We start from the raw sequence: 11,616 nt of genomic DNA, 5'->3' as shown, positions 1-11,616 counted from the left end.
ACCGTGGCGGCAGATATTGCCAAGGAAGCACCATGCCACTGCGTGCGATCGCCTATGTCAGCCGGGCGCTGCCGGATCTCTCCGCTCGACGGCTGCAGGCGCTGGTCGACGATGCGGCCCGCTTCAACAAGATGGCCGGCGTGACCGGCGTGCTGCTGCACGACGGCGGGCGTTTCCTGCAGTACATCGAAGGGCCGCCGGATGGCATCGGTTCGGTCTACGAACGCATCCTGCAGGCCGGCAGCCATATCGACATCATTGAACTGGCGCGCGGCCGCCTGGGCCAGCGCCAGTTTCCGTACTGGTCGATGCGCGCGCTGCCGGTGGAGGAGGCGCTGTTGCGCCAGCTGTCATCCAGTGACTGGTCGGGCTTTACCCGTACGCTGCAGGGTGATCGCTCCGCGCCGACGCCGGTGGACCTGCTCGACAACGTTGTGCAGCCAGCACTGCACGCCGGCTGAGCGTCAGCCCGAGGTGCCGCCGCCGCAATAGGCGGCATGCAGCGCCTGCAGCACGCCCAATGCGGGCCCTTCCTGCATGCGGTAGTGGATGGCCTGTGCTTCGCGCCGGGTCGCCACGATGTCCATATCGCGCAGCACAGCCAGGTGCTGCGACAGCGCGGACGCACTCAATCCGGTCAGCGCCTGCAGCTCCGGTACCGGCGCTTCGCCTTCGACCAGGCGGCACAGCACGCGCAAGCGGGCAGGATGGGCCAGGCGCTTGAGCAGGGCAGCGGCCTGCGCGGCGTGCTTGGCCATCGCGGCACTGTCGAGCGGGGTGCTGGGCATGGTTGACCTTTTTGTTTAGACGTGTCTAATTTAGATAAATCTAAATAAAAGGGCAATCCCATGAAGGGCGTGAATGAGGGCAGGGCATGAACCTGCCGTGGACTGCGGTGGCCGGCGGTGGGTCGATCGGCGCCGCCGCAGTGCTGTTGCTCGCCACCCTCGGGCGTGTGGCCGGTATCAGCGGGATCGCCGCAGGCAGCCTGCGCGCAGCGGAAGGCGAGCGCGGATGGCGCTGGGCCTTCCTGTCTGGCCTGCTCGCGGCGGCCGGGCTGGTGCTGTGGTGGCAGTCGCTGCCCGAAGCGTTGCCGCGGGTACAGTTGCGCGATGCCTTGCCTGCCTGGCAGTTGATCGGCGCCGGCCTGCTGGTGGGCTTCGGCACCCGCTTGGGCAGTGGCTGTACCAGTGGTCACGGCGTCTGTGGCATGGCTCGCGGCTCGAAGCGCTCGCTGCTGGCGGTGCTGGTGTTCATGGCCTGCGCGATGCTGACGACGTTCCTCATCCGCCACGGCGGAGGCCTGGCATGAGCCGCGCGACAGGGGCCGCGGCAGCGGCGGGTGCGCTGTTCGGTGCGGGGCTGGCGCTTTCGGGGATGACCGACGCGCGCCGTGTGCTCGGCTTCCTCGACATTGCGGGTGATTTCGATCCCACCCTGGTGTGGGTGCTGGGCGCGGCGCTGCTGGTCAGTGCGGTCGGCCAGCGCTGGGTGCTGCGCCGCGCGCAGCCGTGGTTCGCGCTGCGCTTCCAGCTGCCCAGTGCGCGTGATGTCGATGCGCGCCTGCTGCTGGGCGCCGCACTGTTCGGTATCGGCTGGGGATGGGCTGGCTATTGCCCGGGACCGGCCATCGCCGGGCTGGCAGTCGCATCGCGTGAAGGGCTGTGGTTCGTGCCTGCGATGCTTGCAGGTTTCTGGCTGCACGATCGGGTCGTACGCTGAGGCTTCACCCCTGTGTCACCCTGCGTGCGGTCAGATCCGGGGTTCACGGGGAAAGGAGCACAACGACATGGTACGGATGAAGTGGACGGGCAGGGCAATGCTGGCGGTCGCACTGGCCGCTGCGGTGGCACCGGCGCTGGCCTGCACGCGCGCGGTGTACCTGGGTGACAACGGTGATGTGATCACCGCACGCTCGATGGACTGGAAGGTCGACGTGGCCACCAATCTCTACGTGCTGCCGCGCGGCATCGCGCGCACCGGCCAGGCCGGACCGAAGTCGCTGGCCTGGACAGCGCGCTATGGTTCGGTGGTGGCCACCGGCTACGACGTGTCGACCACCGATGGCATGAACGAGAAGGGCCTGGTAGCCAACCTGCTGTGGCTGGTCGAATCGGAGTATCCGCAGCAGCGCGGCAACAAGCCGGGACTGGCGATCTCGCTGTGGGCGCAGTATGTGCTGGACAATTTCGCGACCGTGGACGAGGCGGTGGCGGCGCTGAAGCGTGAGCCGTACTCGATCGTCACCGACAAGGTGCCGGGCGAGGACCGCCAGGCAACGCTGCATCTGTCGCTGTCCGACGCGAGCGGCGACAGTGCCATCGTCGAGTACATCGGGGGGCGCCAGGTGATCCACCATGACCGGCGCTACCAGGTGATGACCAACTCGCCGATCTTCGAGCAGCAGCTGGCACTCAACAGCTACTGGCAGCAGATCGGTGGCACGGTGATGCTGCCAGGTACCAACCGCTCGTCCGACCGCTTCGCGCGTGCGTCGTTCTACATCAATGCCATTCCCAAGGCCGAGGACCCGGTGGAAGCGCTGGCCAGCGTGTTCAGCGTGATCCGCAATGCGTCGGTGCCGTACGGCATCACCACGCCGGGCGAGCCGAACATCTCATCGACGCGCTGGCGCACGGTGGCCGACCACAAGCGGCGGTTGTACTTCTTCGAATCGGCGCTGACCCCCAACACCTTCTGGATCGATCTGAACAAGGTCGATTTCGGCGGCCAGGTGCTCAAGCTCGACCTTGGCAAGGACCAGCGCAACACGTTCGCCGGCGATGCATTGGGTCACTTCGTACCCAGTGCACCGTTCGCCTTCCTCGGCGTGGACGGCTAGCGCGAGGCCTGGTCCGGCGCGTCCTTCGGATAGACCGCCAGCACGCTGCAGCCCGGGCGGGCGAAGCGCGGCGTGCTGGCGCGCATGTCGCCGGGGATTCCGGACGGCGTCTCCACGATGCGATCGCCCGGATTGCCACAGATCAGGCCGTTCTGGAAACCGGACTGGAATTCCACCGAGGTCGCCCCGGCCAGGATCGAGCAGCTGCCGGCCAGTTCGACGCGGTAGTAGCGATTGCCGCCATTGCGGCGCGGATTGGTCTCCACCACCACGCCTTGCGGATCCTCGTTCCAGCTGCGCACATGGCGGGTGGCGAAGCAGAACGCTGGCGAGGCCTGGAAGGTATGGCGCGGGCTGCTGCCGCCACGGCTGGGCTTGCCTGTGGCGGTCACGTTCACCGGCGGCAGGGTGGCCGCGTACAGGCGGCTGCTCTGGCGAGCGGTGCTGGCGAACTCCCGGTTGTCGATGGGGGTGACACTGCCGACGCCGCAGCGGCGGCCATCCACCATCACCTGTTCACTGGGGCGGCCGCAGGCCCAGCCCGAAGGCGCCTCCAGCCGCAGTGTGCTGGCTTCGTTGACACCCGGGCAGGCTGCGCTGAAGTCGATGCGGAAGGCCTGGCCCCTGCCATCACGGACCGCGATGGCGGTCGGTGTCTCCTGCTCGACCTGGCGTACGTCACGTGCGTCCAGGCAGTGCGGTGCAGGTGCGATGCGCTCGGCGGCCGATGGCGCGGATGGCGCCTGGGCCAGGGCGGCCAGGGGTAAGGCGCTGGCCAGTGCCAGCGGAAGCAATCGGATCATGCTGTTCATCCTGCCATCCCTGCGTCTGTAACTGGCTGGAACATAGCATGGCCGGTGCCGGGGCCGCGTTGCAGGGAAATGCCAGCACGCGCACACTCTTCATATGGGCGCGATCTTCCACCTGCGGCACTACGGCCAGGCCACCGGCCTGGACCGTCATGACTACGCGCAGTGGGTGCTGCCGCTGCAGGGCGAACTGCAGTTCGAGATGCAAGGCCGCGGTGGTCGCCTGGACCTGCTGCAGGGGGCCTTCGTCGCGGCTGGCGAAGCACACGACCAGATGGCCGATGGCCCGAATGCTTTCGTGATCGTCGACTGCCCCCCGGGTGTGCTCGATGACGGTACCCAGGAACACCTGTGCCGCCAGCGCTGGCTGCATCTGCCACTGGCGCTGCGACAGCGCCTGGCGCAGGTGTGTGAGGGCCAGGCACTGCCGGCCCTGTTGCCGCAGCTGCTCCAGGTGTTCGCACCGGCGGGCAGTGGTGCGCGCCTGCAGGGCCTGTGCGCGGCGGTGCAGGTTGATCCGGGCCAGGCGTGGCCGGTAGCACGCATGGCCGCCTTCGTCGGTGTCAGCGAAAGCCGGTTGCATGCGCTGTTCCAGCGGGAGTTCGGGCTGAGCCCGCAGGCCTGGCTCAGTGCAAGCCGGTTGCGTTGGGCCAAGCACCAGCTGCGTACCAGTGCGGCGCCGATCAGCGATATCGCGCTGGCGGCAGGCTATTCCGAGCAGAGTGCACTGACCCGTGCGCTGCGTCGTGAGTGCGGGCAGACGCCGGCCGCCTGGCGCAGGGGCGCCATCTGACCTGTAGAGCCGAGCCCACGCTCGGCTGCCCTTATCTGCACAGCGGCCAATCGCAGCCGAGCATTGGCTCGGCTCTACAGAGATGACAAGGCAATAGCCTCGGTCAAGAGCGCCCGCTGGCCAGCGCTTACACTGCGCGGCCCGTTCTCTTCCCCCGAAGAACCCGAATGCGCAACAACCCGATGGCCCTGGGCATCGCCAATGGCGTTGCCGCTGGCGCGCTGTGGGGCGTGGTCTTTCTCGCGCCCGCCGTGCTGCAGTCGTTCAATGCCCTGCAACTGTCCGCCGGTCGCTACCTGGTCTATGGCCTGATTGCCATCGCTCTGCTGCTGCCGCGCTGGAAGCGGCTGGCACCGCGGCTGGGCCGCGCCGAATGGTTCGGGCTGCTGTGGCTGAGCCTGGCCGGCAACCTGGTGTACTTCCTGCTGCTGGCCACGGCGGTGCAGTGGGCCGGTGGCGCGGCGGCGTCATTGATTGTCGGCCTGATTCCGGTGGTGGTCACTGTGGTTGGCGTGCGCGAGCAGGGCGCGGTGCCGTTGAAGCAGCTGCTGCCGGCGCTGGGCCTGTGCGTGCTCGGCGTGGCGCTGGTGGGCTGGGAAGCATTGATGTCCGAACACCTCGCAACACCGTGGCGGCAGCGCCTGATTGGCCTGCTCTGTGCGTTCGGTGCGCTGTTCTCGTGGGCGCTGTACTCGATCGGCAACAGTCGTTGGCTGGCGCGCCGGCCGGACCTGTCCAGCCACGACTGGTCGTTGCTGACCGGCGTCACCACTGGCGGCCTGGCCCTGCTGCTGGTGCCGATGGCCTTCATCGGCCACAGCGGTACCCACACCGCGGCGCAGTGGAGTGGCTTCTGGGCGATCAGCGCCGGCGTGGCAGTGGTGGCCTCGATCCTCGGCAACGCGTTCTGGAACCGTGCCAGCCGCCTGTTGCCATTGACCCTGACCGGGCAGATGATCGTGTTCGAGACGCTGTTCGCGCTGGCGTATGCCTTCGCCTGGCAGCAGCGCTGGCCCTCGCTGCTGGAGGCGCTGGCGATCGTGTTCCTGGTGGCCGGCGTGATGCTGTGCGCGCATGCCCATCGCTCGCCACGGGCGATCGCCGAACATGCAGGCTGAATGTGGGCGTCAAGCGTGCTGATGCCGGCTTGGTCTCAGATGCAACCAAATGCCGGCACGTTGGCCGATGATCGCCGCAATGATTTTTTGCATCGCAGCACTTGACAGCGGACCGGTGCACAGTGTTTTCTGTGCGTCATGGTCCTTGATGCCGCCCACGCCAGCCTGATCGCCCCCGCCATTGCGGGCCGTCCGACTGCGCCGGTCGCCACCACCACCATTACCACCACCACCGTCACCACTGCCCTGGTGCGGCCCGTCGTCTTCGTGTAACTCCCGAAAACCACGGCCCCGCACCATCCAGGTGGCGGGGAAACTCGACACCTGCATGCGACGGGGCCTCCTACCGAGGTCTGCATGTCTTCCCACGCCCCCGCCCATCCCGTTGCCCCGGCCGATCTGGCTGCACCGTCCACTGTCGTGCACAAGTTCGGCGGCACCTCGGTGGCCGATGCCGAACGCTATCGCCATGTTGCCGGCCTGCTGCTGGCCCGTCCTGAGTCGCTGCAGGTCACTGTCGTCTCGGCGATGAAGGGGGTCACCGACGCGCTGATCGATCTGGCGCAGCTGGCGGCAAAGGGTGACCAGGGTTGGCGCGAGGCCTGGCATGCCCTGCGCGCGCGCCACCGTGGCGCCGCCGTGGCGCTGCTGGGCGAGCAGGTCGGCGAGACGGTCGAATGGATCGACGCCCGCTTCGATCAGCTGGCCGAAGTGCTGGCGGCGCTGGCGGTGATCGGCGAGCTGCCGCGCGAGGTGCTGGACCGCGTGCAGGGCCTGGGCGAAGTGTTCTCCGCGCAGTTGCTTGGCACCCACCTGCGTGCCTTGGGCGAAGACTGTGCGGTGCTCGATGCGCGCGATGTGCTGGTGGTCGGGCATGGCGAGCTGGGCGTCGATGTCGACTGGGAAGCCAGCGCCGACCGCCTCGCGCAATGGCGCCTTCAACATCCTCAGCCGCGCCTGGTCGCCACCGGTTTCGTCGCGCGTGACCGTGATGACCGCATCACCACCCTGGGCCGCAACGGCAGTGACTACTCCGGCGCGATCTTCGCCGCGCTGTTCAATGCCGATGAACTGCACATCTGGACCGACGTCGACGGCGTGCTGTCAGCCGACCCGCGCCTGGTACCCGAAGCCGTGCAGCTCGAATCGCTCAGCTACGACGAGGCCTGCGAACTGGCCTACTTCGGCGCCAAAGTGGTGCACCCGCAGACGATGTCGCCGGCGATCCGCCTGGGCCTGCCGATCTTCATCCGCAATACGTTCCAACCGGCGCATCCGGGTACGCGCATCAGTGCCGAGCGCTCGCCGCGTGGGCCGGTAAAGGGCCTGACCCTGAGCCCGGGCCTGGCCCTGTTGAACCTGGAAGGCACCGGCCTGATCGGCGTGCCAGGCACTGCAGAGCGCGTATTCGCTGCCCTGCGCCAGGCGCAGGTGTCGGTGGTGATGATCTCGCAGGGTTCGTCGGAACATTCGATCTGCTGCGTGGTGCGCGCCGCCGAAGCTGCACGTGGCCGCGAGGCGCTGCTGCATGCGTTTGCGCATGAGCTGTCGGTGGGCCAGGTGCAGCGCGTGCAGGTCAGCGAGGGCGTCAGCGTTCTGGCGGCAGTGGGCGACGGCATGGCCGGCCAACCCGGCGTGGCGGCGCGCCTGTTCGAGGCGCTGGGCCGCGCGCAGGTGAACATCCTGGCAATCGCGCAGGGCTCGTCCGAGCGCAACATTTCGGTGGCGGTGGACAGTGCCGATGCCACCCGCGCCCTGCGCGCCGCGCATGCCGGCTTCTGGCTGTCGCCGCAGACCTTCGCGGTGGGTGTGATCGGGCCTGGCAACGTCGGTGCCGCGCTGCTGGACCAGCTGCTGGCCGCGCGCCCGCAGTTGCTGGCCAAGGCCAATGTCGACCTGCGCCTGCGCGCACTGGCCTCGCGTTCGCGCATGCGGCTGGATGCGGATGGGCTGCATGCCGACTGGCGCGAAGCCCTTCAGCAGGCGGGTGAGGCCAGCGATCTGGATCGCTTCACCGAACACCTGCTGGCCGCGCACCTGCCGCATGCGGTGGTGATCGACTGCAGTGGCAGTGCCGAGGTGGCCGAGCGCTATGAGGGCTGGTTGGCAGCCGGCATCCACGTGGTCACCCCGAACAAACAGGCCGGCGCCGGGCCGCTGCCGCGCTACCAGCGCATCCGCGCCGCGGCGGTGGCCAGTGGTGCGCGTTTCCGCTACGAGGCCACGGTGGGCGCGGGCCTGCCGGTGATCACCACGCTGCGTGACCTGGTCGATACCGGTGACGAGGTGCTGGCCATCGAAGGCATCTTCTCCGGCACGCTGGCCTGGCTGTTCAACCGCTTCGATGGCAGCCAGCCGTTCTCGCAGCTGGTCGCGCAGGCGCGGTCGATGGGCTACACCGAGCCGGACCCGCGTGACGATCTTTCGGGCGTGGACGTGGCGCGCAAGCTGGTGATCCTGGCCCGCGAAGCCGGCCACGCGCTCAGTCTTGAGCAGGTGGAAGTGGAAAGCCTGGTGCCGGCGCTGCTGCGCGAGGGCAGCGTGGATGACTTCATGGCGCGGCTGGGCGAGTCCGACGCCAGCCTGCTGCAACGCCTGCAGGATGCGCGGGCGCGTGGTGCGGTGCTGCGCTATGTGGCACAGCTGGGTGCCGACGGCGCCTCGGTGGGGCTGCAGGAACTGCCGGGCGATCATGCCTTCGCCAACCTGCGGCTGACCGACAACGTGGTGCAGTTCCGCACCCGTCGCTACTGCGACAACCCGTTGGTGGTGCAGGGGCCGGGTGCGGGTCCGGAGGTGACGGCAGCGGGTGTGTTCGCGGACCTGCTGCGGGTCGCCGCCGGTGAAGGAGCGCGGCTGTGATCGCACGTGCGTTCGCGCCTGCCTCGGTGGCCAACGTGGCAGTGGGCTTTGACATTCTCGGCCATGCCATTGCCGGTATCGGCGATACCGTGAGCGTGCGCCGCATCGACGAGCCGGTGGTGCGGATCGATGCGATCCGTGGCAGTGCCGTCGCGCTGCCACTGGACGCCGCCGGCAACACCGCCGGGGCTGCGCTGATGTCGCTGCGCGAAGGCCTGGGCCTGGATTTCGGTTTCGCGGTCGAGATCGACAAGGGCATACCGTTCGGTTCCGGCATGGGCGGTTCGGCAGCGTCGAGTGTCGCGGCGCTGGTCGCCGCCAATGCGCTGCTGCAGGCCCCGTTGCCGCGCGAGGCGCTGTACCCCTATGCGCTGGACGGTGAGGCGGTGGCCAGTGGTGGCCGTCACGGTGACAACGTCGGCCCGCTGCTGCTGGGTGGTCTGGCGCTGTGTACGGCCGATCGCCTGTTGCCGGTCCCGGTGCCTGCCAGCTGGCACAGCCTGCTGGTGCATCCGCACGCGGTGCTGGAAACGCGCCGTGCCCGCCAGGCCCTGCAGGGCAGCTATGCGCTGGGCGAGTTCGTGGCCCAGAGCGCGAACCTCGCGCTGGTGCTCAGTGGTTGCCATCGCAGTGATGCGACGCTGGTACGCGCGGGGCTGCGCGATGTGCTGGTCGAACCGCGACGGGCCGGATTGATTGCCGGCTTCGAGGCCGCCCGTGATGCAGCGCTGTCGGCCCATGCAATGGGCGCGGGCATCTCCGGTGCCGGACCCAGTGTGTTCGCCTGGTTCGAGGATGCTGACCAGGCCCGTGCCGCCGTGGCGCCGGTGCAGGCAGCGTTCGCTGCGGCCGGCTTCGACAGTGACGCCTGGGTATCGCCGCTGGATGCGCCGGGAGCCCGGCTGTGCTGAATCCTTCCCCTTCTCTGGAAACCGATCCCATGCAATTTGTTTCGACCCGCGGCCAGTCTCCCGCCGTTGGCCTCAGCGCCGCGATCGCCGCCGGATTGGCGCCCGATGGCGGGCTGTATGTTCCCGCGCGTCTGCCGGCCGCGCGCGAGCTGCAGGCCGGGGCGACCCTGGCCGATACCGCCGCCGATCTGCTGGCACCGTTGTTTGCGGGCGATGCACTCGAGACTGCGCTTCCGGCGATCTGCCGCGAAGCGTTCGACTTCCCGGTGCCGCTGCGTGCACTCGGCGAGGGTGACCACGTGCTGGAGCTGTTCCATGGGCCGACGGCGGCATTCAAGGATATCGGCGCGCGCTTCCTGGCCGGTACGCTGTCGCGGCTGCAGGTCGGCAAGGATCGCGATCTGACGATCGTCGTCGCCACGTCCGGCGATACGGGTGCCGCCGTTGCTGCGGCCTTCCATCGCCAGCCGGGCGTGCGCGTGGTGGTGCTGTATCCGGAGGGCCGCGTGTCTCCGCGCCAGGCGCATCAGCTCGGTTGTTTCGGCGACAACATCCAGGCCCTGCGCGTGACGGGCGCATTCGACGATTGCCAGGCGATGGTCAAGCAGGCGCTGGCCGACCGCGAACTGCAGGCGCAGGTGCCGGTGAGCTCGGCCAACAGCATCAGCCTGGGCCGACTGCTGCCACAGATGAGCTACTACGCGCATGCAGCGTTGACCCACTACGCCGCGCATCGTCGCCGGCTCAACCTGGTGGTGCCGACCGGCAATCTGGGCAACGCGATGGCGGCCGTGCTGGCGCGCGCGCTGGGCGTGCCGATCGGCCAGATCGTGCTGGCCACCAATGCCAATGCCGTGCTGCCGGCGTACTTCAATGGTGGCGACTACCAGCCGCAGGCCAGTGTGGCGACGGTGGCCAATGCAATGGACGTGGGTGCGCCGAGCAACTTCGAGCGACTGCGCTGGCTCTACCACGGCGACGACGCAGAGCTGCGTGCAGCTTTCCGCGCGTTCGCGGTGGATGACGTGACCATCCGCGCGACGATTGCCGCAGCGCATGCCAGCCGCGGCGAGCTGTTCTGCCCGCACACGGCGACGGCGGTGAAGGTGCTGCAGGATCTGCGCGCGCGCGGTGCCAAGGGCGACTGGGCGGTGGTGGCTACGGCGCATCCAGCCAAGTTCGAGGCTGTGGTCGAGCCGCTGATCGGCGAAACGGTGGCGGTGCCGCCTGCGCTGGATGCGTTGCTGCAGCGACCGGCGCACGCCGAACCATTGGCGGCAGATTACGCGGCGTTGCGCGAGGTGTTGCTGCGTTGATCGCAGATGGAGGCGGGTGCCGGCCAGCGGCGGGCACTACCCGTGTTGCATCCTTCCGGTAGTGCCGGCCGCTGGCCGGCAACCCAACCAACCGCGATACGGTCAGATCAACCCTTCACCGGCCAGCGTGCGCAGCCCATCCTCGTCGAGGATCTCCACCACGTTCAGGTGGGGCAGGGCGATCAGCCCCTGCTGGCGCAGCTTGGTGAAGGTGCGGCTGACCGTTTCCATGGTCAGGCCCAGATGGTCGGCGATATCGCCGCGGCCCATCGGCAGCGACACGCGCAGGCCGTCGCCCCCCAGCTTGGCCTCACGCGCGGCCAGGCGCAGCAGGAAATCGGCCAGCTTCTCGGCCGGCTGCAGGCGTGCCAGCGCCAGCGCAGCATCCTGTGCGGCATCCAGTTCCTGGCAGGCGCGCTGCAGCAGCTTGCGCTCCAGGTGCGGGAAGCGGCTGCGCAGGGCCTTCATCTGTGGCAGCGCGACACGGCACACGCGGCTGTCGGCGATGGCCTCGATGTCGTAGCGATGGTGGTCGCTGCCGCTCAGGCCCAGATAGTCGCCGGGCAGCACGAAACCGTTGATCTGGCGCCGGCCGTCGGCCAGGGTGCGCACCAGGCGCAGTGCGCCGGCGGTCAATGTATAGACATGGTCGCGCTCTTCGCCGGTGCGTGCCAGCGTGCTGCCCATGCTGACCTGCTGCGAGACGGTGACCTGTTCCAGCGCCTGCACTTCGTCTGGCGACAGCGCCGAGCACACCGCAAGGTGCCGAACCGAGCAGTGCAGGCAGTCCAGCGTGGTGCAGGACGGCGAGGCGGGATCGTTGGTGGCGGGCGGAGCGCCGGAAGGCCGTGACATGTTGCGGGGGGGGGGCGTATCGCGGGCGGGGAGGGCCTTATGATACTTCAAGCGGCCGTTCGACCCTGCCGGAGGCGGGGGCGCTAGAATGTTGCCCCCTCCCACGTCCC

The 11,616-nt window shown here is 68.6% G+C and carries 13 protein-coding genes; 9 read left to right on the top strand and 4 right to left on the bottom strand.

Annotated elements, in window-relative coordinates:
- Positions 1 to 32: 32 nt before the first annotated feature.
- Complete coding sequence (locus AC5P8F_RS10545; RefSeq protein ID WP_014646933.1) at positions 33 to 461, top strand: BLUF domain-containing protein; 429 nt, start codon at positions 33 to 35, stop codon at positions 459 to 461.
- A 3-nt stretch (positions 462 to 464) separates the two neighbouring features.
- Here AC5P8F_RS10545 and AC5P8F_RS10540 read toward each other — a convergent pair whose 3' ends face one another.
- Entirely contained in the window at positions 465 to 788 is a 324-nt protein-coding gene (locus tag AC5P8F_RS10540) for an ArsR/SmtB family transcription factor (protein WP_032957672.1), read from the bottom strand.
- An 86-nt stretch (positions 789 to 874) separates the two neighbouring features.
- Between AC5P8F_RS10540 and AC5P8F_RS10535 the strand changes: the two genes are divergently transcribed.
- The 3 genes from AC5P8F_RS10535 to AC5P8F_RS10525 all read left to right on the top strand — a co-directional run bounded on the left by AC5P8F_RS10535 (position 875) and on the right by AC5P8F_RS10525 (position 2,842).
- Positions 875 to 1,312 carry a YeeE/YedE family protein gene (locus tag AC5P8F_RS10535; protein ID WP_197605204.1) on the top strand — a complete coding sequence of 146 codons (438 nt, stop codon included), beginning with the start codon at positions 875 to 877 and terminating at the stop codon, positions 1,310 to 1,312.
- The gene (locus tag AC5P8F_RS10530) at positions 1,309 to 1,722 is read left to right on the top strand and encodes a DUF6691 family protein (protein ID WP_478406464.1); all 414 of its coding nucleotides are present in this window, start codon (positions 1,309 to 1,311) and stop codon (positions 1,720 to 1,722) included. The genes AC5P8F_RS10535 and AC5P8F_RS10530 overlap by 4 nt, the downstream gene beginning before the upstream one ends.
- Before the next feature lie 67 nt (positions 1,723 to 1,789).
- Positions 1,790 to 2,842: a linear amide C-N hydrolase gene (locus AC5P8F_RS10525; protein WP_014646937.1), complete on the top strand. Its 1,053-nt coding sequence runs from the start codon at positions 1,790 to 1,792 to the stop codon at positions 2,840 to 2,842.
- On the opposite strand, the gene AC5P8F_RS10520 is transcribed toward AC5P8F_RS10525, so the two are convergent.
- A complete protein-coding gene (locus AC5P8F_RS10520) occupies positions 2,839 to 3,645 on the bottom strand; it encodes a DUF6491 family protein (RefSeq protein WP_075076810.1) in 807 nt (268 codons plus the stop codon). The genes AC5P8F_RS10525 and AC5P8F_RS10520 overlap by 4 nt on opposite strands.
- Before the next feature lie 103 nt (positions 3,646 to 3,748).
- Between AC5P8F_RS10520 and AC5P8F_RS10515 the strand changes: the two genes are divergently transcribed.
- A complete protein-coding gene (locus tag AC5P8F_RS10515; RefSeq protein WP_014646939.1) occupies positions 3,749 to 4,444 on the top strand; it encodes a helix-turn-helix transcriptional regulator in 696 nt (231 codons plus the stop codon).
- Between the two features lie 167 nt (positions 4,445 to 4,611).
- Positions 4,612 to 5,562 (top strand): DMT family transporter, encoded by a 951-nt coding sequence (locus AC5P8F_RS10510; RefSeq protein WP_032957678.1) that lies wholly within the window; start codon positions 4,612 to 4,614, stop codon positions 5,560 to 5,562.
- Between the two features lie 9 nt (positions 5,563 to 5,571).
- Here the strand turns inward: AC5P8F_RS10510 and AC5P8F_RS10505 are convergent, their stop codons facing one another.
- Complete coding sequence (locus AC5P8F_RS10505; protein ID WP_346601863.1) at positions 5,572 to 5,892, bottom strand: hypothetical protein; 321 nt, start codon at positions 5,890 to 5,892, stop codon at positions 5,572 to 5,574.
- A 27-nt stretch (positions 5,893 to 5,919) separates the two neighbouring features.
- On the opposite strand from AC5P8F_RS10505, the gene thrA reads away from it, so the two are divergent.
- Genes thrA through thrC form a run of 3 tightly spaced genes read left to right on the top strand, consistent with a single transcriptional unit; the run spans position 5,920 to position 10,651 of the window.
- Positions 5,920 to 8,424, top strand: a complete 2,505-nt coding sequence (gene thrA, locus AC5P8F_RS10500; protein ID WP_346601862.1) for a bifunctional aspartate kinase/homoserine dehydrogenase I — start codon at positions 5,920 to 5,922, stop codon at positions 8,422 to 8,424.
- Positions 8,421 to 9,335 (top strand): homoserine kinase, encoded by a 915-nt coding sequence (locus AC5P8F_RS10495; protein WP_014646943.1) that lies wholly within the window; start codon positions 8,421 to 8,423, stop codon positions 9,333 to 9,335. Before thrA ends, AC5P8F_RS10495 begins: the two co-directional genes overlap by 4 nt.
- Positions 9,336 to 9,364: 29 nt before the next feature.
- Positions 9,365 to 10,651 (top strand): threonine synthase, encoded by a 1,287-nt coding sequence (gene thrC, locus AC5P8F_RS10490; RefSeq protein ID WP_478406466.1) that lies wholly within the window; start codon positions 9,365 to 9,367, stop codon positions 10,649 to 10,651.
- 102 nt (positions 10,652 to 10,753) lie between these two features.
- Here the strand turns inward: thrC and AC5P8F_RS10485 are convergent, their stop codons facing one another.
- Positions 10,754 to 11,506 (bottom strand): Crp/Fnr family transcriptional regulator, encoded by a 753-nt coding sequence (locus AC5P8F_RS10485; RefSeq protein ID WP_010482595.1) that lies wholly within the window; start codon positions 11,504 to 11,506, stop codon positions 10,754 to 10,756.
- Positions 11,507 to 11,616: the final 110 nt, after the last annotated feature.

The sequence above is a fragment of the Stenotrophomonas sp. YJH_SMC_69 genome, from assembly GCF_059370495.1.
This window is presented reverse-complemented; position numbering and strand designations above follow the sequence as displayed.

Excerpts from the sequence above, each read along its gene's own strand:
- AC5P8F_RS10510 (WP_032957678.1), top strand. The coding sequence starts at position 4,612 with ATGCGCAACAACCCGATGGCCCTGGGCATCGCCAATGGCGTTGCCGCT.
- AC5P8F_RS10540 (WP_032957672.1), bottom strand. The coding sequence starts at position 788 with ATGCCCAGCACCCCGCTCGACAGTGCCGCGATGGCCAAGCACGCCGCG.
- AC5P8F_RS10545 (WP_014646933.1), top strand. The coding sequence starts at position 33 with ATGCCACTGCGTGCGATCGCCTATGTCAGCCGGGCGCTGCCGGATCTC.
- thrC (WP_478406466.1), top strand. The coding sequence starts at position 9,365 with ATGCAATTTGTTTCGACCCGCGGCCAGTCTCCCGCCGTTGGCCTCAGC.
- AC5P8F_RS10535 (WP_197605204.1), top strand. The coding sequence starts at position 875 with ATGAACCTGCCGTGGACTGCGGTGGCCGGCGGTGGGTCGATCGGCGCC.
- AC5P8F_RS10525 (WP_014646937.1), top strand. The coding sequence starts at position 1,790 with ATGGTACGGATGAAGTGGACGGGCAGGGCAATGCTGGCGGTCGCACTG.
- thrA (WP_346601862.1), top strand. The coding sequence starts at position 5,920 with ATGTCTTCCCACGCCCCCGCCCATCCCGTTGCCCCGGCCGATCTGGCT.
- AC5P8F_RS10530 (WP_478406464.1), top strand. The coding sequence starts at position 1,309 with ATGAGCCGCGCGACAGGGGCCGCGGCAGCGGCGGGTGCGCTGTTCGGT.
- AC5P8F_RS10520 (WP_075076810.1), bottom strand. The coding sequence starts at position 3,645 with ATGATCCGATTGCTTCCGCTGGCACTGGCCAGCGCCTTACCCCTGGCC.
- AC5P8F_RS10485 (WP_010482595.1), bottom strand. The coding sequence starts at position 11,506 with ATGTCACGGCCTTCCGGCGCTCCGCCCGCCACCAACGATCCCGCCTCG.
- AC5P8F_RS10505 (WP_346601863.1), bottom strand. The coding sequence starts at position 5,892 with ATGCAGGTGTCGAGTTTCCCCGCCACCTGGATGGTGCGGGGCCGTGGT.
- AC5P8F_RS10515 (WP_014646939.1), top strand. The coding sequence starts at position 3,749 with ATGGGCGCGATCTTCCACCTGCGGCACTACGGCCAGGCCACCGGCCTG.